This window comes from Leptospira wolbachii serovar Codice str. CDC (assembly GCF_000332515.2).
In the GTDB taxonomy this organism is placed as follows: domain Bacteria; phylum Spirochaetota; class Leptospiria; order Leptospirales; family Leptospiraceae; genus Leptospira_A; species Leptospira_A wolbachii.
The window spans coordinates 916,536-937,484 of record NZ_AOGZ02000014.1 but is presented as its reverse complement, the minus strand read 5'-3'; the positions used below and the strand labels follow the sequence as shown (position 1 = coordinate 937,484).

The following is a 20,949-nucleotide window of genomic DNA, read 5'->3' as shown; positions in this document are numbered from 1 at the left end:
GTTTTTAAACTAGCTGAGAGATCAATTTGATAAGTGACTCGTTTGCAAATGGTTTTACGAGCCATCCAACGGCACCAGCAGCCTTACCCTTGTTTTTCATTTCATCGCTTGATTCTGTGGTCAACATGACAATTTTCATAGATTTGCCATTTTCTGATTTTAATGTTTTCTCAGTTAACTCAATCCCAGTCATCCCTGGCATATTTACATCAAAGATACCAATATCAAAACTTGAGGTTTCTAATTTTTGGAGCGCTTCCATTCCATTTGTCGCCGAAGTCACTTCGTGACCTTCTGTTGTTAATACCAAGTTTAGTATTTTTAAAACTGCGGGTGCATCATCTACCGTTAATATTCTTGCCATTTTATTTCTCCTCGTCTAGTAATGGGAACCGAATTGTTAAACATATATCTTTTGTATTTTCATTTCTAAAATTATTTTCAATATTATAGATTTGAACATTGGATTGGTGTTGGTCCATAATCTTTTTGACAAGTGATAAGCCGAGTCCAAATCTAAATTGTTCGAATTTCGCATAACTATCATCTACAACGGAGGAAATCCGAAAAAAAGGTTCGAATACAAAGGATTCAAATTTTTCGGGGATACCACTCGTTCCGTCGCTATTTTGATAAGCAGGATTAATGACTTTTAATTCTAAAAAATTTTCTTTATGAAAGAAGATTAGATAAATTACATCTTTTTCCTTTGAATACTTGATTGCATTTAAGAATATTTCACGAATTACGTAAGACAGTTTTGTTTCATCAAGACGGATTTTTTTCCCGATAGCAGATATCGGAATCTGGCTTAGATTGATTTTTTGGGATTTGATTGCAAGAGCTTCGCTCAAGGTTTCCATTTCTTGATTTATGATGGTAAGTAATTTTTTTGGAGATTCTTTGTTATCAATTATACTTTCGTCGTCTATTACTGATTGCGAAATAGACATACTGTCGAACATACTTTTTGCAGCTTCATAGTTCTCTGATAGCAGATCCATTACGGGTTTGGGTATAGAATAATTTTTTCCTTCTTGGTCTAATTTACTTTTTGAAATCAATATGCTGACAACACTCATGAGTGTGCCTATTCCACTTCCTTGGAATAAGTTGATGTTCATTTGATGGATGATGTCGGCGGCAATGTTTTCGTTTTCTTTATGTGAAAGGGACTTTTTCCAATCGAAGATTTCCACCATACGTTTGTATAAATGGTTTTCTGCTTCATGGATGAACTGAGACTTAAGTTTTGTTAATAAGAATTGAAGTGATCGGTCCAATGTGAATTGGATATGGCTTGAAGAAAGTGGTGTTTGGATATAATCGTAAACGGAATGTTGTTTTAATAGAGAAGCGGTGATATCCCATTTTGAAGTGTCAGTAATTAAGATTATAAGTGTTTGTGGAAAATGCTTCGTAAATTCGGAAAGTTTTTCCCTGGAAACAATTTGTTCTACATCATTTACGTGAAAGATTAAGAAATGAAATTTTCCTTCTTCTAATCTTGGAGATATCTCATCCAAAAGGTTTACTCTTTCAAATGTATAACCAATATCTTTCAATAGATCTGCTATTAATCTTGTGCTATCACTTTCGAGTATCAAACAGTGCGGAATCATAATGATGCAATTTCCTTAATTTTATCTACCATCCCATTTAAAGGGACTTGGTAGGTTACAGCTCCTAATTCGTGGGCTACTTTTGGCATTCCGTAAACAACGCTAGTTTCCTTGTCTTGGCCAATCGTAAGGCAACCTTGATTTTTAAGTTTTAGAAGTCCAGAAGCCCCATCGCTTCCCATACCTGTAAGTATAATGCCTATGCTGCTCCCACCTATATCTTGTTCGATTGCAGATTCAAACAATACATCCACTGACGGCCTATGTCCATTTTTTTTATCAGTTTGTAGGATTTGTGTATAGTATTCTGAGCCAATTTTTTGAATTCCTAAATGGTAATTCCCTGGAGCAATGTAGACATGCCCGGATTGTAATATTTCTTTATCTTTTGCTTCTTTTACATGGATTTTGAGATCAGAATTGAGTCTTTGTGCAAACAAGGTGGTGAAGTTCTCTGGCATATGTTGTGCGATGAGAATAGGCGGAAAAGTCTCGTCTACGTCATTGAGTAACATTCGCAAGGCGGTAGTTCCTCCCGTTGAAGATCCAATCAAAATAAATTTTCGTTTGAACGTTGTTTTTGCATTTGTCTTTTTAGGGGATAGTGCTTCCGACTTCGAAGGAAAACTTAGTTTTGCGAGATTGTAATTTAAACTTTCATATAGTTTGGAAAGTAAATCTTCTTTTGCTTCGACTAAACTTTCGGGAGTACCGATGGGTTTTGTTACATAGTCAAAGGCACCAGCTTCTAAAGCCTCTAAAGTGATATTGGCACCTTCTGTTGTGGAAGAACTAAACATGATAACTGGCATTGGATATTGAGGGAGGAGTTTTTTTAGGAAAACAATCCCGTCCATACCTGGCATGTGAACATCTAATGTCATCACTTCTGGAAGTTTTTCTATAATTAAATCCCTAGCTTCATAAGGATTTGCTGCTTCACCAATCACTTCCCAGTTCGGATCGGATTCAATCCAACGTTTGATCATACTTCTCACAGACCTTTGGTCATCGACAACAATTACTGTATGTTTTTTCATATTGTAACCGAGGATAGATGTTGGCTGATCAATTTTCTAACATCAAGAATTAAACCTGCATGACCATTCCCTAAAATAGTACAACCAGCAAGTCCATTGATGTTTTTAAAAATGGGAGAAATAGGTTTAATCACAATCGATTGGCTACCAAGAATTTCGTCAAAGACAATCCCCATTTGTTTTTCGTGTGACTCAGTGACGATGACGTATTTTTCTTTTAATGTTCTCTGATCATTTAAATCAGAATCTTTTCCAAATAACAAATTAATATCAACAAGAGAAATTTGGTTGGTTCTGTATTGTATACTATGATTGTTTTTGTACAATTCATTAATTGGCTCATTTGAGATATATATAGATTCTTTTACATCTATAGAAGGCAAAATAAAATAAGTATCTGCTTTGCGAACCACTAGTCCTTCGATGATGGCTAGAGTTAAGGGAACACGAATCAGAAAGGTAGTTCCTTGCCCAAAAACAGAAAATACATCCACAAAACCTTTTAGAGTTGTAACATTTTTTCTCACAACATCCAATCCCACACCCCTTCCAGAAAGATCGGTTACTTCTTTCGCTGTAGAAAATCCTGGATAGAATAAAAATTCCCAAACCTCTTTGTCCTCAAGAGTTTCTGCATCAGAATGACCAATGAGGCCAAGAGAAATTGCTTTGTTTGAGATTCTCTCTCGACTGAGTCCTTTGCCATCATCACGCACTTCAATCCAAACTTCTTTCCCCGACTGAGTTGCTGTTAGTTGGATGGTTCCTTGCGGTTGTTTCCCGGCTTCTTTTCTTTCTTCGAGAGTTTCTAATCCATGATCGATCGCATTTCGAATGATGTGCACAAGAGGATCATACATTTCTTCGATGATGGACTTATCAATTTCTGTGTCTTCGCCAGAGATGATAAGTTTTACTTGTTTTCCTGTTTTTTTTGCTGTGTCTCTCACAAGGCGTTCCATTCGGGAAAAGACTCCCGCAATAGGAACCATTCGAAGGCTGAGGGTGATTTCTTGGAGATTTCTGATTAGCTTTTTTAATTGTAATGCAGTTTTTTGAAAACTCTCTAACTTAAGTTTACTGATATCCGGATGGTCAGTAACCATAGGTTCAGTGATAACAATTTCTCCCACAATATCTAAAAGCGAATCTAACTTATCAGTATCGATTCGTATGTCTTTTTTTGTGATGGTTTTCTTTTCGTTTTTTAGGTTCTCTTCTGGTTTTGGAATTCTTTCTTTTGTTGTATTAAGATCTGGTTTTAGAAACAAACCGAATTCTTCGTTTGGTTTTGGAGGGGAGTCGTTTATAAATAGACCGAATTCCTTTGCTATTGTGGGTTCATCTATATTCGTAAACAAACCAAATTCTTCTTTAGGATTTTCATTGGCTGAATCATCACCAAACAAACCAAATTCGGCATTTGCTTGTGAGGCGGGCACTTCTTCAGGCGTTTGCATATACCGTAATCGGATGGAATCATTCTTTTGATTTAACTTATTCAGAAAAAGGATTTGTTCTTCGGAAAAAAAATCCCCACCCGATGGAGAGGATTCTTCATGTTCCACTAATTCATTTAAATAATCAAGGGCAGTGATTAGAAATTCAAGAGTATCTTCATCTTGGTCTTCTGGGTTTTTTCGTAAATAATCCAGAAGATTTTCTGCTGCATGTGCCATTTTTACAATGGCAGTAAGTCCAAAAAAACCAGAACTTCCTTTGATGGTATGGAAATGTCTAAATAGGGTATCAAGGAGATCTCTGTCTACTCGACTACCATCTAATGTTGATTTCTCGAAATGAAGTAAATCCTTTTCGATATTTTCAAGTGTTTCTCGTGCTTCTAGTAAGTATTCTAATACATCATCTCTTTCCATGGATTAGTTTCCCGGAATATCCTTAATCAAATGCGCCTCTTCTTCTGTGAGTAACCTTTGTAAATTGATTAAGATCTTTACTGTATCTCCCACTCTTCCTGTAGCATAGATGAAACGCGAAGATTTTGATTCACCTATCTTTGGTGCTAAATCAATATTCTCTTGAGGAATTTTTAATACATCGTTTACTGTATCAACAATCAAACCAAGGGGTAACCCGTCTAATTCAACGAGTAAAACACAGGTTCTTTCGTGATAAGGTTTAAAAATCATATCAAATCGCAAACGAACATCCATCACTGGAATAATTTTTCCGCGGATGTTGATGACACCTTTCAAAAATGGTGCTGTACCGGGAATGGTAGTGATTGCGGGAAGGGCTAGAATTTCTGTTAGATGGCGAACTTCAAATGCATAGTCTCTCTCTTCCAGGCTAAAACAAAGATACAAATCTTTCATTGTATCTTCGTCTGTATCGACATCCCATGATTTTAAATTTTGGCTCATTGTTGGCCTACAATACGATTCTTGGTCTTTCTACCCGAGTGAGGGCGGTTGTTTTGGAGGTATCCTCTTTGAGTTTGAAACCCATAATGACTGAGCGCATGATTTCCACTTGGCGTTTCAAGGTTTCGCTGGATGCAGCTACTTCCTCTGCCGATGCCGCGGTGGTTGAAGTAACGGTTGTTACCTGATCAATTCCTTGGGTGATCTGTAAGACGGCAGATTTTTGTTCATGGATGGAAAGAGCTAATTCTTTTGTTAGGCTACTTACATTATCTGCGCTTTCTGAAATTTTCCCGAGGACTTCTGCCGTTTTTTCCGTCGCTTCATTCCCAAGTTTTACCTTCTTCATAGAAGATTCTATAAGAAGAGTTGTTTCATCAGCAGCATTGGCGCTCTTTTGGGCAAGGTTTCTTACTTCTTCTGCAACGACGGCAAATCCTTTTCCATGTTGTCCTGCCCTAGCTGCCTCTACTGCTGCGTTGAGTGCTAATATATTGGTTTGGAAGGCGATGTCGTTAATGACTTTATTGATTTTCGAAATTTGATCAAAGGAGCTACTGATTTCACCCATAGCAGAAACCAAATCCTTCATTTTGGAATTTCCCTCTATTGCCTGTTTGGCAGTAGATTCTGAAAAGTCGGTCATCCTTTCCGCGTTCTCTGCATTTGCTAAGAAACTATTGCTTATCTCTGTTAACGTTGCTGAAATTTCTTCAACGGCACTTGCTTGTTCACTGGCAGCTTCGGATAAGGATGTGCTTGCATCGGCCAATTGTTGGGCCCCCAAATCTACTTCTTGTGATGAGAAATATAATTTTTCCACAACATCAGATAAGTTGACAAGCATGCGACGTAAACTTAAGCCCAATTGATCACGTTCCGATTTGAGAGTGACATCGGCACTGAGATCAGAATTTGCAATCCGTTCTAAGTGTTCGGCACGTTCCTTAATAAAGGAAACGAGTTCCATAAATGCTTGCGATAGTTGTTGAATTTCATTTCCCTCTAAATTTTTCGCATTAGCCGATCTTTTATGTTCGGTATCCAAGTCTACATCCAAATCTCCAATAGAGACAGTTTGTGCTACTTCCACAATTTTTTTCATCGGTGCGGCAATGGAATCAGAGAAGAAGATCGCAATGAGAAAAACCATAACGAAGGCAAGAATGACAACACCAGAAACAATGACTAAAGAACTTTTAAATTGTGCTTCTGACTTATGGTATTCTTCTTTAGCAACCTTAAGTTGCACTCGGATCAAATCATCCAAGTGGTGAGTAAGAGGTTCAAAGATAGGATACATATCTACAGTGACAAATTTTTCTAATTCTTCCTCGTTTCTGGTTTCAAGGAGGATCCGAAGTTGTTTGACACCAGCTTTCAATGGTGGAAATTCTTTTTCCATCTGATCGATGATCGCTTTTTCTTCAGGAACAAGATAGGTTCCTAAATACACTTTCCAAATTTCATCTGCTTTAGTTTCGGATTCTCTTATAGACTCGAGAGCTTCCTCAACAGTGATCTTTTTAGCGCGGACTTTATTTGCTGAATCGACAATTCCAATCAGATAAGCATCGGATACTTCTTTGATTTGGCTAATCGGAACCACGCGGTCTTCAAACACAGTGTGGAGTGAGGCTAAAATTTGCCGTGCAGAGTAGAAACTGGCACCAGCAACCACTATCATCAATAGAATGGTGACCATAAATGCCAAAAGTAATTTGACCCGAATCTTTAAATCATGAATCCATTTCATAGTTTTCCCCTAGAGGTGGACGGAAATATATTCAACGCAGCTCGTAAGTCAAGTCTTTCCTAATATTAAAGTATAAAAATCTGACTTCGTTAGAATTGATTTAAAAAACTTTGGAATATCCTAAACTAACATAAAATAAATGGGAAGGAATTTTTTGTAAGGTATAAGTTTCTCTTAGCCAAGTTTTGACGATGGAATCACCTAGGGAATTCCCAGTGTTGACTTGTTCGATGGAATTTAGAATTGAGGTGTTGTACGCACCATAAATACGAGAAGGATTTGTTACCTTCCCATCTTCAGAGCTACGGTTCCAATGTGCTTTGTTCGGATCGCCTCCAGCATATCCATAATAATGATTTGTATCCCAAAGGTACAAGTCGGGTCGAAAGATATGGGCAAATTTAATAAAAAAATCTCCAAAGAAAAAAGATGTGGAAGTGGTGATGTCCTGGATTCCGTTTCGATTGTCCACAGCATTGTTTCCCATGGCATAACCAAGATTGAAATGAGGCATAATTCGAAAGAATTGATCTTCTCGAAAGGTATAGGATCCACTAAGGGAAAGATAATTTTTTCCGGCAAAGAGCCCCCCGTTCTCTGTAGAATATTGTGTGTAATAGGAGATGGTTGGTTTTACCATTTTTAAAAAAGGAAGTTTCCAATGTAAAAAATATTCGTGCCAAACCAATCGACTGATTGCATCTGGATTGTTCGCATTGAACGTGTTATTCGGTCCTCCTGATGCATAAAGGTTTTGTTTTTGAGTGTTTGGGTTAAATAAGGAATTTGGTGTTTTTTGAAATGTATTATAAAACCAAATCCCAACAGCAAAATCACCAAATTGGCTGGGATCAAAATGATAACTCATAGAAAAGAACATTCCATCGGCCCGTTTATTGCCATTTGGTTCATTTTTGGGACCAAATCCTTGGTTGGGGCTGTAACCCTGGCAAGGATTTGATCCTTCACTTCCAGTGGAGAGGCGATCATGAAGGGAACGAACACAGGGATCTTGGCTATACGGATCATAGAATTTTGCCTCTTCTCCCAAATAGGAAGGACCCACACCTCCAGGACTGGATTGGAATAGGCGACGGTCTGAATCACGATCGCCTCTATTTGTTAGTTGAAAATTTCCAAAAAGAGAAAATTGAAATTTTTTTTCGGGGGACCAAACATTGATGGAAGGTTGGAGGGCTGGGGCATAAGTAAAACTTTGGTAGGCCGCACCATTCCTTCGACTCTGCCCCTCTCCTGCAAACGAGTTCCCTCGCCAAAGAAAGTCTGATACAATCTCTGTATTTGTTTCAATGATGATTGGTTTTGGTTCTTCTGTCTTTGTTTGCGCTTCTAAAGGGAAGGAAAAAAGGGCCAACCCCAATAGTAAACTAAGGTTTTGGAGGGTAAAAAATGTTTTGGAATAAATCACGAAATCTTCTGCCTCCTTCCTTTCGAATCGGATCTTGTAATAGAGTTTCCGAATATCCCTTTGAAGTTAGGATTACTTTGTATTCTCTCCCAAGTAAAAAGACATGAACGTATTGGGCAAAGGCTTCGGCATAGGTATCGTCTGCATTTGTTGCTGCATATAACGAAACAAACTGTGTATTAGTTAATTTTTTATAAAGAAATTTACCTTCAGGAAATAAAGCGATGGTAGGAGTTTTTTGGTAAAATTTGATTTTGTTTCTTTCGGGAAAAAAAGTGGCTTCGTAAGGAGAATAGGTTTCGGACCACCAAATCCCTTCAAAAAGAGGAAAATTTCGAAAGTCTCTTTGTGTTTCCGAAAAATCAGGAGCATGGCCCTTGACAATGGATACAATATGACCTAACTCATGTAATATGATGAAACGAATGGCAGTTTCTTTGGAGTTGGTATCGTCCAAATGAATATTGATAGAATGTTCTTTGGATGGAAGAAAGGCTGTGGATTCTTTTTTTGATGCCCAATCATTTCCACCCTCATTCAATAAATCAGAATCTAAATAGATGATCCCACCAATAGGTTTGCCAGACTCATCACGAACGATTCCCGTAAGTCCTGTTGAACCTAAGTTTGTCACAAAGTAGATTCCATAAACGAGAGTATCAGTCAGTGCATTCACTTCTTGCGGCAATGTTTTATAGATTTGATCTAGTTCTAATTTCCAAGGGGACAAATCCTTCGTTGGTGCCGGAACGTCACTAATCCCATCAATGGTATTGATGGCAATTAAGGAATCCAATCGTTTAGAATCCAATGGATACACTCGCGTATTCCATGTTCCTTGTAAGGGAGGGAGATACTTCGATTGTAAACCTATACTTTCTTTAGCCCATTCTGCGTAAGGGTTTTTTGGAATCGAAAACGAATTGGGTGTACAGGCCCAAAAAAGGAAAGGAAGTAAGGATATGAGGTAAGGATTCGATCGCATTTGCCGATTGTATTTCTATATGAAAGGACTTGTTGGTCTATGCTTTTTTTTTCCAGGGATCCTTTTCGCTGAAATCAACCCGTGGAATTTACGACCCGATGTGCGTATTTTAACTAGAAAAGAAGTGTCGCATATTGTAATGGAAAGGAGACCTGACCATTTTCGAGTGACACTCATAGTTTCCGAACGATTCCCCTACAATTACAAAGCTCTCTCTCATCCCTTTTTCTTTCGGATGGAGGATGAGAAAAAAGCATTCGAACTTGCGAATCAAATGGACAAGTATTTGGATTCAGGAAAACCTTTCACCATCACCTTAAATGGATCAGAGATCCAAACTTTGGTATGGGGAGAACCCTGATTGACACGTTCCTTTTATTTATACTTCAAAGAAATCTTTCGAAAACCTACAAGATCAGAATGGGAAATTTTAAAGTTAGTAGAAGCTCGCTATGATAAAGAATATACGTATTATATTTTTATCACACATATCATTGTTTATTCCTTGCTGATTGCTCCACCATTTTCTGAAATTCGAGTTCAAGTTTTGCCTTATTTACTTGGTGTATCCATTGCACGGCTAATTTTACTTTTGCAATTTTATACCAAAAATGTTCCGATTCAAAGAGTCATTTACTTCAGTGGATTTGTTGCAGATGGACTCGTTTATCTTGTCTTTATGGTGGGAATCCATTCCTTTCCCTCACTTGGAAGTTTCTATTTATTAAATTCCTATTTAATGTCTTTTGTTTTTCCCATCCTTTTGTATAGTACAAGACTTGATCCAAAGGCCTGTTTCCTTAGTGCATTTTATTTTTCTATCTTACATATCATTTATATCTTCAACCTTCCTTCTGATGTATCCGATCAGTTTTCTTTTTTTAGTAAATATTTCTTATTATTGGTATATTGGGGGAGTGCAGTTCTCGGCACTGTATTTGTTCTCAATAAAAGAAAAGACACTACAGACATGTACAATCTGTCCGAAGAAAAAAGATTTATGTTACATGAATTGGAGCTTGCAAAAAAAGTACAAGATGCCCTTTTCCCAGGGGATATCAAGATTCCCAGTCTTGCTTTTACTTATTATCGCAAAAGTCCCAATGTGATTGGTGGAGACTTTTTTGATTTTGTACAACTCAGGGAAGGAAACGTGGGAGTGTTTTTAACGGATGTAGCTGGGCACGGAATTTCATCAGCAATGGTTGCCTCCATCATGAAGGTACTTGTCTCCACCATTCCCTATCGTTTCAAAACAGCACCAGCCAAACTTATGGATTATTTAGATGACCGTTTGGCAAATGATTTAAACAAATACCATGCTTCGGCAATTTATCTATTTTTTGATTTTATTGAGAAGAAACTAACATTAGGGAATGCTGGTCATCCCTATTTAATTTTAGCGCACAAAGACGAAGACTACCAAGAGTTGGAAACCCAAGGGGCTATCCTTGGGTTTAATATTAAAATTCCACCCATAGCCGAAAAAACGATGCCCTTAGCTCCAGGGGATCGTTTTTTTATTTATACCGACGGGCTCATTGAATCCACAGATTCGGAAGGAAATTGTCTCGGGACCGAAGGGCTCCTCGCACTTCTCAATCGGCATAGACAAAGTGCAAACATCAAAGAACTTGAAATCAACCTACTTACAGAGTTAAAATCCAACTACGGACTCGATAGTTTTTCTGATGACACCATGTTTCTAATCTTGGAAGTAGAAGAATAAGGAGAAATCATTTGTCTTTTTTAGAGATTCAAATTAAATCCAATTTTGCTCTTGTCACCATCAAAAGACCAGAGGCCCTCAATGCACTGAACGATGTAGTCATCACGGAGATTGGTGCCATGGTGGATGAGCTGGAATCAAACTCATCCGTTCGAGGATTCATTCTCACTGGTGAAGGGAAAGCCTTCGTTGCCGGAGCCGACATTGCCAAAATGAAAGAGTTCAATGTTAGAGAAGGTCAGGCCTTTTCAGAACTCGGCCAAACTGTTTTTCGTAAGATGGAGCTTTCCGGTCTCATTTCTATTGCTGCGATCAATGGATTTTGTTTGGGTGGGGGAATGGAACTTGCTATGGCATGTGATATCCGTTATGCGGTTGCTTCTGCTAAATTAGGCCTTCCTGAAGTGACACTCGGTTTACTTCCAGGATTTGGTGGTTCACAAAGACTTCCTAGACTCATAGGAGTCGGAAGAGCTACTGAACTTATTTTATCTGGGGATATGATTTCTGCGGAAGAAGGATACCGATTGGGACTTATCAATAAAGTCACTGATCCTGCAGAACTTTTAAACGAATCCGAAAAAACCATAACCACAATCCTATCTCGGGGACCTAACGCCATTAAGGCGGCAAAAACTGCCATCCGCCAAGGATTGGAAACAAATATGGAAGGTGGTTTGGAGTGGGAAAAACAACTTTTTGGTGGCCGGTTTGCGGATGAAGAAACCAAAGAAGGTCTTTCTGCCTTTTTAGAAAAAAGAAAACCAAACTTCAAAGGTTAATGTTATGAAAACACGGATTGGCATTCTTCTTGTTCTTTTGACTTTTTCTGTTTGTAAACAAGCAGAATCCTTTCCGTCTCAAACTAACACTCCAGAAATTCTATTTGGAAGTGTTGCTGATCGTGCTTTAAAATTGGAAATTGCCAACACTCCTTCCACAAGGGCCACGGGTCTTATGTACCGAACAAAACTTGGTGAGGATGAAGGAATGCTTTTTGTTTTCCCTCGCCCAGATTTTTTAAGTTTTTGGATGAAGAACACTCTCATTCCTTTGTCGATTGGTTATTTTTCCGAAGATATGCGACTTTTAGAATCATTCGATATGAAACCAAACCAAACAGAGGAAGTTTACAACGCAAGAAAACCCGCGATGTATGCTTTGGAAGTCAACCAAGGTTGGTTCGCAAAACACAAAATAGGTAAAGACGCGGTCCTCACTTTGGAAAGAAAGGTCAGTGCCCGCGATTAAAAAATTTCTTTTTACTTGAATCTCTCACGAGGTTTCGATACCATTTGAACCCATGGTTGTCACGAATCCTCGTTTAATTACCCTTTTATCAGAAGAACAAAAAGCCGACTTGGCTTCGATGGAAAAACAATTTGCCCATCATCTAGAATACACCATTGGTAAAAACAGGTTCAATCTTAAAAACGAAGATATATACAAAGCTCTTGGCCATACCATTAGAGATTTCTTAATCGATCGATTGAATGTCACTCACGAACGTTACCGAAATGAAAATCCTAAACGAGTATTTTATTTTTCCTTAGAATTTCTTATGGGACGCACCCTCATGAATGCTCTCATCAATCTCGGATTATACGAAACCATCCAAGTGATGCTTCGAGGAATTGGCTTTGAGCTAACAGACGTTTTGGAATTTGAAACCGATGCGGGTCTTGGAAACGGGGGGCTTGGGCGGCTTGCGGCTTGTTTTTTGGATTCGATGGCCACTCTCAATGTTCCTGGGTTTGGTTACGGGATTCGCTACGATTATGGAATTTTCAACCAAATCATTGCGAATGGAAGCCAACTAGAAATGCCGGACCACTGGGATGCCGATGGAGTTCCTTATGAAGTGGTTCGTTCCGATATTTCCTTTTCTGTTGGTTTTTTTGGTCATACAGAAACTCGTGTATCAGGAAAAGGAAAAATCCAACATGATTGGGTTCCTGATGAAACTGTCCTTGCTTCTGCACATGATTATCCCATTCCAGGATTTAACACGAGTACGGTGAACTATCTCAGACTTTGGGCTGCCAAGTCTTCTGAAGAGTTCAACTTGGATTATTTTAATCATGGCGACTATATGAAAGCTGTGCAGGATAAATCCATATCAGAAAACATTTCCAAAGTATTGTATCCGAATGATACCACCGAACAAGGGAAAGTGCTTCGTCTCAAACAACAGTACTTTATGGTTTGTGCTTCTCTCCAAGACATTCTCACACAATTTCGTGAATCCACTTACAATTTAAAAGAACTCCCAAACTACGTTGCCATCCAATTGAACGATACCCATCCAAGCATTGGGATTGCCGAACTCATGCGAATTTTTCTGGATAATGAAGAGATGGACTGGGAACCCGCTTGGGATGTAGTCACAAAAGTTTTTTCTTATACCAACCATACGGTTTTACCAGAAGCTTTGGAAACTTGGAGGGTGGAACTTTTTGAGAAACTTCTTCCAAGGCATTTGGAAATCATATATGAAATCAATCATAGATTTTTGTCAGAGGTTCGTAGCAGGTGCGTCCTATCAGAAGAGGAAATCCAACAGGTTAGTATCATAGAGGAAGGTCGTGAAAAAAGAATTCGAATGGCGAACTTGGCTGTGATTGGTTCGTATCGAGTGAATGGTGTGGCGGAACTTCATTCAGAGCTTATCAAAAAAACTATCTTCCAAGCCTTTACCAAAGTATTTCCTGAAAAATTTAATAACAAAACCAATGGAATTACACCACGTCGATGGTTACTCCAATCAAACCCTAGTTTGGCGAATCTCATCTCCAAACGAATTGGAAATGATTTTACAACAGATCTTTACAAATTAAAAAAATTAGAATCCTTTGTGGATGATGCGGATTTCCAGAATGATTGGCGAAGTGTAAAACAAACTGCTAAAGATGATTTGGCTAAACTCATTAAAAGTGAAACCGGAATTTCCATTGATCCAAAGTCTTTGGTGGATGTGCAAATCAAACGATTCCATGAATACAAACGCCAACTTTTGAATATCCTGCGAGTGATTGCTTTATACAGAAGGATCAAAGAAAATCCATCTCGTGTGATCACACCACGGACAGTAATTTTTGGGGGAAAAGCTGCCCCCGGATATTACATGGCCAAACTCATCATCAAGTTAATTAATAATGTAGCTTGGGTGGTCAACCGGGATCCAGACGTTGCCGACAGGTTGAAGGTAGTGTTCCTCCCAAACTACCGAGTGAGCCTTGCCGAAAGAATTATCCCCGGAAGTAATTTATCCGAACAAATTTCCACTGCTGGAACGGAAGCTTCTGGAACTAGCAACATGAAATTTATGTTAAACGGTGCTTTGACCATTGGAACTTTGGATGGTGCCAATGTGGAAATTTTGGAAGAGGTGGGGGCAGAGAATATATATATCTTCGGCCTTCACACGGAAGAAGTTTATCGTTTGAAGGAAGCGGGATACCAGCCTGCTGATTTCATTCGTCGCAATGAAGACCTCCACCGAGTTCTACTCATGATCCGTGAAAATTTATTTTCTATGGGGGAACCTGGTATTTTTGGTCCCATCTATGATAGCCTCTATTATACAGACAATTATCTCTTGATGGCTGATTTTGATGCGTATGACGAGACTCAAAACCTTGTGGCCAAGGATTATTTGGACGAAACCACTTGGACCAAAAAATCCATTTTAAACGTAGCAAGGTCAGGGAAATTTTCCTCAGATCGTACCATTCGAGAGTATGCCAAGGACATCTGGAAGGTCCCCCTTCTTGACACAGTTCCTCCTAAAACTATCTATAAATTGCCACAAAACTGAATCGACATAAAAGAACGAAGGTTGTATCGTTCCAAGGAAAGGGTCCCAAATGAGTAAAGGTTATATTATATGTGTCGATGATGAAGTATCGGTATTGGAAACGCTTGCGGAACAACTTCTGGCTCGGTTTGGCGAATCCCATATCATCGAGACTGCAAATAGTGGTGAAGAAGCACTTTCATTAATCGATGAAATTATCAGTAGCAACGACATCGTGGAATTGATTGTTTCTGACCAAGTGATGCCAGGAATGAAAGGGGATCGGTTTTTGGAGCAGGTGCACCATCGCCTTCCCGATGCGATCAAAATCCTTCTCACCGGTCAAGCTGGACTTGATTCTGCAATCTATGCGATTAATAACGGGGGACTCAGTCGGTATGTCGAAAAACCTTGGAACATTGACGAACTATCCAAAGACATTAAAGACCTACTTGATAAGTTTCGACAGAATTTGGAAAACCAACACCTCATCCAAGCTCTCAACCGTCGCATCATCGAATTGGAATCTGGGCAATAGAAAAAACCAATCTCTCTTCCTCTTACTGATTTTCCTTTCTCTTTCTCCAGTTTTTGGGAAAGAGAAAGAACTCACTCCTGAACAAATTTCCAAAAAGAAAGATGTCCTTTCTAAAATCATTCGGTATGGCACAAGCCAGGAAAGAAAACAAGCATTAGGTGAACTGACTCGATTTCCTAAAGAGAATGCCGGTGAACTTTATGAACTCATTGGTGAACAATTAAAATCAGAAAAAGATATGGGGATGAAAATTGTCCTCTTAAAAACCATTGGTGATTTGGACCTAAAAGAAAACAAAGATACCATCATTACTTTTTTTGAAGATCCCAACGAAGATGTCGCAAAACAAGCCGTAAACTCTGCAAAAAAAATGAAATTAGCGGAAGCAACTAATCCCTTACTTGAAAAAGTAAAAAAAGAAGATTTTACAAAGAATAGTAATTCACTTAGTTTGTACATCACTGCTTTGGCGGACTTACCCGATGGAAAGGTGGCAGCTCCTTTTCTGGAAACCAAGTTTCGCGAAAAGTTTAATAGCGCCGATATGCGTGGTCAAATTGCCCTATACTTCGGAACGGTTTTGTATGCCGATGCTGAATCGGCTCTTATGGAAGTGGCTTTTGATGAGGTCCAACCCACAACTTTACGTTGTTATTCGATGAACACACTCGGTAAGTTAAAGTCCGAAAATGCCAAACCAAAGTTATACGAACTTTTAGATTCCTTAAAGAAAACGGCAGGAAAGTTAGATGCTAAAAAAGCCCAATCTTTAAAGATTTATGCGATTGGTGCTCTTGTGACTATGGGTGATAAGGAAGTATTCCAAGAACTGAATGAATTTGCTCGTGATGATGATAGTATGGTGAGACTTCGTGCCATTGAATTTATGGGCAGTTTGAAAGATCCAAAAGCACTGGAACTTTTAGAATACAAACGAGACCGCGACCCCAGTCCGAAGGTGCAAAAGGCCGCAAAAAAAGCCATCGACCAAATCAATGGAAAAGACAGTCCTGTGGAGGAAGAAAAATCTACAGAGGAAAAACCAGACGAAGAACCCAAATGAAATTAAAGTTCTTTCTATCATTTTTATTATCCTTCTTTTTTGTTTCAGTAATCCCTCTTCAGTCCGAAGAAGATGGACGTTATACAGGCCCTATCCCTCGTTCCGAAAAACGGATCTTAGACGGAAAATCAGAATTTCAAAAAACAGGAACTTTTCCTTTAGAATGGAAGTTGTTTTATAAAGGGAAACAAGGAGATTTTGTTGTTTTTTATGACTTAAATGGGGATGAAATTCATTACCGATATAGAAGAAATAAATTTGATTTGGATGCTGAACTTTTTGTAAAGGATTTGTTTCCTGGAAATCCTTATCGGGTGAAGGGAGAGTGGATTGGTTATTATTTCTATTCTGTAGATGAGAGGGGAAAACGTTCTTCCCTTCCCACTCCCAAAAAATTACCAGCAGAGCCCAAAGAATTTATAGATAGGCAATCGGTTCCTATATTCAAATTGAAAGAATACATCGAAGTACGCACAGACGATCTCCTCTATTAAAGATCAATTTTTTGTAATAATTGGAAGTTGATAAATAAAATAGGATTTGGATCATTTTCTTTTTCCGAATAACTTACATTTAGTGATATAAAGGGACTCACCCATTTCAGTTTAATGATTTCTTGTCTATCCGTTAGGTTGATATTAAAATCGGTAGCATAGGTCCAGTTTTCGAACCAAGCTCTGGTTTTTGGTTGGCCTTCTCGAAAGATAGCACTGAATTCCAGCAAGTTTCCTGTATTTATGGGGATGGCAATTTTTCCTTCCCATTGGCCTCCATTCTCTCTAGATTCAAATCCAAAAGACACCACAGTTTTTTCCTTTCTCCATTCATAAAATGCAGCTCGGCCTATTTCATTGTATTGGTAGTTCCCTGATTCATTGTATTCTCTATACCGATAGAGTAGGTTTCCCCATTCACTAAGAAAGAAGGGGAAAAATCCTGACCTTCCACTTTCATACTTATGTCCTTCTATAGAACTTAAATACTCAAAACCTAGGAAGTGTTTGAAACTACCACGAGTGTACCCTAATGTCTGTGGGATTTGTGGTCTAACTTCCTCTGGTGATACCATTCCATATAACAAGGGTGAGTCTCTGTAAGCAGTGGCATCTAAAAAGAATTTGGATTCGGGAGATTCGGACTTTAAATAGAAAAAGCCGACGGATTCTTTTTTACTAAGTATGGATTCTGACTGAACTCTATGGTTTCCTAAGTCTTTGGAATTCCAAGAATCATTGACATACAAACTTGATTTATTTTCTCCCGCCGACCAAACTCCCGAATAAGATTTGCTTGGTGATACAAAATATAATCCAGGATAAGCAGAAAATGCATCGGCATGATAGACTCCGAGTTCGTATTCCTTCCCTTCAAGGAGATATCTATATCCGAGAAAGTGAGAAAGTAGTATAGGCTGGGGAAGGGGAGATCCGGTTCTTTCCAACTGGGAATAGAAGTTAGGATCTTTTGCAAAATAAAAATGAGGAATGGGTTTGTAACGGTTCCCAGAGGTAAATCGAAACTGCTGGAAAGTAAGATTGGCTCCGTAAGAAAATTCTTCATCACGTTTTTCCAAAATCCAAATTTGCCCTTTTCCTCTCCCACCGAGAAACACAGAGGAATGATTTTTTTCCTTCCTTGGCAAATACCGAACATCTAAATTTTGATAACTCATTCCGAAAAAAAGTTCATAAAGTGAATCTGATCCCTCTAATGACTTGGGTGTTGTTTCTTTGGATTTTTGATCTTTTGTATTCCGAGGGAACTTTACCTTTTGTTTGGAGGAACTATCTTCGGCAAATCGATGTTTTGTGGGATACAAGGTGATCTGTTGTTCTTTCCAAACTTTCGAAACCAGGGCAGCGTCCTTTCCTTTCAGGGACCTTTTCCAATCTAAGAACTGTTCTGGGGATTGTTTGGATTTTTCTTTCCAGGTTGCCACCAAATGGGGAGGAAAACCAGCCTTAAGAAGTTCCGGGATCGAAACTTGATCCGGTTTTTTCTCTACAGCAAACAATGACTGTACGAAAGAAATCCACAAAATGATCCCAAATTTCTGCCAATCCACCAGGATTGGGGTTTAAAATTTCGTTTTTTTGCCCTAAGTCCGGTTGCTTTTTTTAAAGAAGGGGCATATTCTGAACCTCCCAATAAAAAAAATCCATCTGGGGGCGGGTTTTGTCCCAGGGGAATGCTAAATTGTATATAGAAACCGATAGAAACGTGAAAAAAATATTGACTTAACTTCTCATCCGTTAAGTAGTGTAAACAAGCGTTTAGTATATTATTGGTATTATTTTTTAGTTTTATGTCGTCTAAAAAGATGACGGGGAGGAAAAACCTATGATCGTTCGATCCATCCAACAACCCGCTTACAACCGCCACAAGGACCAAGGCCTCGCAGGGCAAGGTCCGAAAAAGGGATTTTCCCAGAACCAAACAGGGAAAACCTTTGAGGATTATTTGATGGAAGCCTTCCAAGGGGAAGTGGTTCAAAAGGGAGAGTGGGTATCCCCCAGTCTTTCTGATTTGGGCCAAAAGAACCTGAAGAGGATGTAGTTCCAAAATACCGGCTTCCGTTCTAGAACGGGGGGCCAAGGGCCGACAATCAAAGTATGGAGAAAGTATCCATACTTTGGGCTCTTGTTCGGCGTGATTACGCACTGCAATATGCAGGTTCCTTTCTGGGGATCTCCTGGATGTTCCTGCAGAATTTAGTACTCATTAGTTTGTACGCACTGGTATTTCTGGTGCTCAATTTAAAAAATCCATCCACACAAGAAGACTTCACGGCTTATCTTTTAACTGGACTTTTGTATTGGATTCCCATCCAAGAACTTCTTGTTCGTGGTACAGGAATCTTAACAGACAATCGTAGTTTGCTAAAAAGATCAAGCCTCGGGATCGATTTGTTTTTATGGATTCCCTATGTCCAATTTCTCATCCATAGCCTAATCACATCCATTCCCGTATTTATTTATTTGGCTTATTCTGGGAAGTTAAACTTTTCCGGAATCCTTCTTGGGTATTTGATTCTGGTGTTCTCTGGACTCTATTTGATGTTGCTTCTCCACTATCTTTCCAGGTTGAATATTCTATTAAAAGATATTTCACCTTTGATCCGTTTGGTGAGCCAACTTATTTTCTGGGGAATCCCCGTGTTGTATTATCCAACAGGATATTTAAAAGAGTGGAACCGTTTGAATCCATTTACCATTCCTTTGGATATCTTTCGCACTTCCGTGATTCCAGGATACAGTCCTCAATTTGATTGGATCCAAGTTTTGCCATTTCTCTTTTTTTTCTTTCTTGTTTATCTACTTGCCAAACGTAAATTCCAATCGGTGATTTTGGATCATCTCTAATTTTATGGCTTCCGTTGTTTTAGAAAATCTTTCTAAGGATTACCATGGATTTTCAAAACCTTGGAAACGAATCCTTGCCGGACTTAGTTTTGGATACTTTGGAATTGATTCTAAATTTACCGCCTTACAATCAATAGTTTTAAAAGTTGGACCTGGAGAAATCTTAGGGATTATAGGCAGAAATGGTGCCGGAAAATCTACACTTCTTAAATTAATCACTGGTGTCATCAGTAAAGATAAAGGGAATCTATTTGTCACTGGCTCGGTTCGCGCCCTACTTGAACTCAGTGTTGGCTTTAACCCGGAACTTTCTGGAGAGGAGAATGTGTATTACAATGGGCTCGTTTGGGGATACAAACCATCGGAGATCAAGGAACTCACAGATTCCATTTTTGATTTTGCCGAGCTGAATGAGTTTCGAAATTCTCCCTTAAAAAATTATAGCTCGGGAATGGCAATGCGACTTGGCTTTAGTCTTGCCACTGCCAAACGCCCCGATATCCTAATTGTTGATGAAGCCTTGGCTGTTGGGGATGCAAGTTTCCAACAAAAATGTCTCAAACGAATCAATGAATTTTCAAAGTCTGGGTCTTGCATTTTGGTTGTGAGTCATGATCTTGGACTCATTTCTTATTTTTGTACGAGAGCCATTCTTCTAAACAAGGGACATTTGTTATTTGATGGTAATCCCAAACAAGCGATCGAAGAATACATGCACGTATTAGCTGGTAATCTGGAACCTTCTTCCATACTACCTTCCGAATCCATTAAGGATATTCATGTCTCGTTGAAAAATTCCAAGGGGTTGGATACCCGCCACCATTTTCTAGGGGATACGGTGACTCTTCGGATCGAATTTCAAACTACAAAACCTATCACAAACGGAACCATCGGATTCCACATTGATAGTGAAAAAGGAATTCGAATTTTTGGAACTAACTCCCACCATCTGGGAAAACAAAATTTAAACATAAAAGACTTCGAACGTTCGATGGTCGAATTCCAATTCCCTATCCAGTTCAGTGACGGGAAATACAGTTTGGGGGTTTCTATTCATAAAGGAGAGTCCCATATTGAAGGAAGTTATTTCTGGGGGGAATCCGTTTTGGATTTTGAGGTCGAACGAGGTAAAATTGAAAAATTTGTCGGAGTTTGTCATCTACCGACCGAATTTACATTCCAAACTCTTCCCAAATCCGAATAGAAAAACGGTTTCCTTCAAAGGAAAAAACTAAATTCTGGAAA

General features: G+C 38.8%; 20 protein-coding genes. 11 read left to right on the top strand and 9 right to left on the bottom strand.

From position 1 onward, the window contains the following. Positions 1–4 precede the first annotated feature (4 nt). From LEP1GSC195_RS09845 to LEP1GSC195_RS09810, 8 genes are all read right to left on the bottom strand, one after another. Complete coding sequence (locus tag LEP1GSC195_RS09845; protein WP_015682684.1) at positions 5–364, bottom strand: response regulator; 360 nt, start codon at positions 362–364, stop codon at positions 5–7. A gap of 1 nt (position 365) precedes the next feature. Beyond that, positions 366–1,622 (bottom strand): sensor histidine kinase, encoded by a 1,257-nt coding sequence (locus LEP1GSC195_RS09840; protein ID WP_015682229.1) that lies wholly within the window; start codon positions 1,620–1,622, stop codon positions 366–368. After that, on the bottom strand, positions 1,619–2,662 hold the full coding sequence (locus tag LEP1GSC195_RS09835) for a protein-glutamate methylesterase/protein-glutamine glutaminase (RefSeq protein WP_015680720.1): 1,044 nt from the start codon (positions 2,660–2,662) through the stop codon (positions 1,619–1,621). The genes LEP1GSC195_RS09840 and LEP1GSC195_RS09835 overlap by 4 nt, the downstream gene beginning before the upstream one ends. Continuing rightward, positions 2,659–4,539, bottom strand: a complete 1,881-nt coding sequence (locus tag LEP1GSC195_RS09830) for a chemotaxis protein CheA (protein ID WP_015682525.1) — start codon at positions 4,537–4,539, stop codon at positions 2,659–2,661. The genes LEP1GSC195_RS09835 and LEP1GSC195_RS09830 overlap by 4 nt, the downstream gene beginning before the upstream one ends. 3 nt (positions 4,540–4,542) lie before the next feature. Beyond that, entirely contained in the window at positions 4,543–5,046 is a 504-nt protein-coding gene (locus LEP1GSC195_RS09825) for a chemotaxis protein CheW (RefSeq protein ID WP_015680887.1), read from the bottom strand. Between the two features lie 7 nt (positions 5,047–5,053). Next, positions 5,054–6,802: a HAMP domain-containing methyl-accepting chemotaxis protein gene (locus tag LEP1GSC195_RS09820; protein WP_015682697.1), complete on the bottom strand. Its 1,749-nt coding sequence runs from the start codon at positions 6,800–6,802 to the stop codon at positions 5,054–5,056. A gap of 100 nt (positions 6,803–6,902) precedes the next feature. Further along, positions 6,903–8,231 (bottom strand): hypothetical protein, encoded by a 1,329-nt coding sequence (locus tag LEP1GSC195_RS09815; protein WP_015682177.1) that lies wholly within the window; start codon positions 8,229–8,231, stop codon positions 6,903–6,905. Next, entirely contained in the window at positions 8,191–9,216 is a 1,026-nt protein-coding gene (locus tag LEP1GSC195_RS09810) for a hypothetical protein (protein WP_015682737.1), read from the bottom strand. Before LEP1GSC195_RS09810 ends, LEP1GSC195_RS09815 begins: the two co-directional genes overlap by 41 nt. A gap of 19 nt (positions 9,217–9,235) precedes the next feature. Here LEP1GSC195_RS09810 and LEP1GSC195_RS09805 point away from each other — a divergent pair, with 19 nt between their 5' ends. From LEP1GSC195_RS09805 to LEP1GSC195_RS09770, 8 genes are read left to right on the top strand one after another with little or no spacing between them, the layout of a single operon-like run. Further along, positions 9,236–9,577, top strand: coding sequence for a hypothetical protein (locus LEP1GSC195_RS09805; RefSeq protein ID WP_015681680.1), 342 nt, complete (start codon positions 9,236–9,238; stop codon positions 9,575–9,577). Beyond that, entirely contained in the window at positions 9,578–10,945 is a 1,368-nt protein-coding gene (locus LEP1GSC195_RS09800; RefSeq protein ID WP_015681153.1) for a PP2C family protein-serine/threonine phosphatase, read from the top strand. It begins immediately after the preceding gene. 11 nt (positions 10,946–10,956) lie between these two features. Beyond that, positions 10,957–11,727, top strand: coding sequence for an enoyl-CoA hydratase-related protein (locus LEP1GSC195_RS09795; RefSeq protein WP_015680657.1), 771 nt, complete (start codon positions 10,957–10,959; stop codon positions 11,725–11,727). Between the two features lie 4 nt (positions 11,728–11,731). Beyond that, a complete protein-coding gene (locus LEP1GSC195_RS09790; RefSeq protein ID WP_015682457.1) occupies positions 11,732–12,196 on the top strand; it encodes a DUF192 domain-containing protein in 465 nt (154 codons plus the stop codon). Positions 12,197–12,248: 52 nt separating this feature from the next. Further along, a complete protein-coding gene (locus tag LEP1GSC195_RS09785; protein WP_015681908.1) occupies positions 12,249–14,762 on the top strand; it encodes a glycogen/starch/alpha-glucan phosphorylase in 2,514 nt (837 codons plus the stop codon). A gap of 49 nt (positions 14,763–14,811) precedes the next feature. Beyond that, complete coding sequence (locus LEP1GSC195_RS09780; protein ID WP_015682051.1) at positions 14,812–15,279, top strand: response regulator; 468 nt, start codon at positions 14,812–14,814, stop codon at positions 15,277–15,279. After that, positions 15,194–16,342: a HEAT repeat domain-containing protein gene (locus LEP1GSC195_RS09775; protein ID WP_232227754.1), complete on the top strand. Its 1,149-nt coding sequence runs from the start codon at positions 15,194–15,196 to the stop codon at positions 16,340–16,342. The genes LEP1GSC195_RS09780 and LEP1GSC195_RS09775 overlap by 86 nt, the downstream gene beginning before the upstream one ends. After that, positions 16,339–16,836, top strand: coding sequence for an LIC_11959 family protein (locus LEP1GSC195_RS09770; protein ID WP_015681552.1), 498 nt, complete (start codon positions 16,339–16,341; stop codon positions 16,834–16,836). Before LEP1GSC195_RS09775 ends, LEP1GSC195_RS09770 begins: the two co-directional genes overlap by 4 nt. Here LEP1GSC195_RS09770 and LEP1GSC195_RS09765 read toward each other — a convergent pair. Next, the gene (locus LEP1GSC195_RS09765) at positions 16,833–18,380 is read right to left on the bottom strand and encodes a hypothetical protein (protein WP_015681065.1); all 1,548 of its coding nucleotides are present in this window, start codon (positions 18,378–18,380) and stop codon (positions 16,833–16,835) included. The genes LEP1GSC195_RS09770 and LEP1GSC195_RS09765 overlap by 4 nt on opposite strands. Positions 18,381–18,682: 302 nt before the next feature. Between LEP1GSC195_RS09765 and LEP1GSC195_RS09760 the strand changes: the two genes are divergently transcribed. From LEP1GSC195_RS09760 to LEP1GSC195_RS09750, 3 genes are read left to right on the top strand one after another with little or no spacing between them, the layout of a single operon-like run. Further along, complete coding sequence (locus tag LEP1GSC195_RS09760) at positions 18,683–18,898, top strand: LIC12298 family protein (RefSeq protein ID WP_015682595.1); 216 nt, start codon at positions 18,683–18,685, stop codon at positions 18,896–18,898. A 56-nt stretch (positions 18,899–18,954) separates the two neighbouring features. Continuing rightward, on the top strand, positions 18,955–19,704 hold the full coding sequence (locus LEP1GSC195_RS09755) for an ABC transporter permease (RefSeq protein ID WP_040506632.1): 750 nt from the start codon (positions 18,955–18,957) through the stop codon (positions 19,702–19,704). Positions 19,705–19,708: 4 nt separating this feature from the next. Continuing rightward, positions 19,709–20,908: an ABC transporter ATP-binding protein gene (locus LEP1GSC195_RS09750; RefSeq protein WP_015681337.1), complete on the top strand. Its 1,200-nt coding sequence runs from the start codon at positions 19,709–19,711 to the stop codon at positions 20,906–20,908. Positions 20,909–20,949 lie beyond the last annotated feature (41 nt).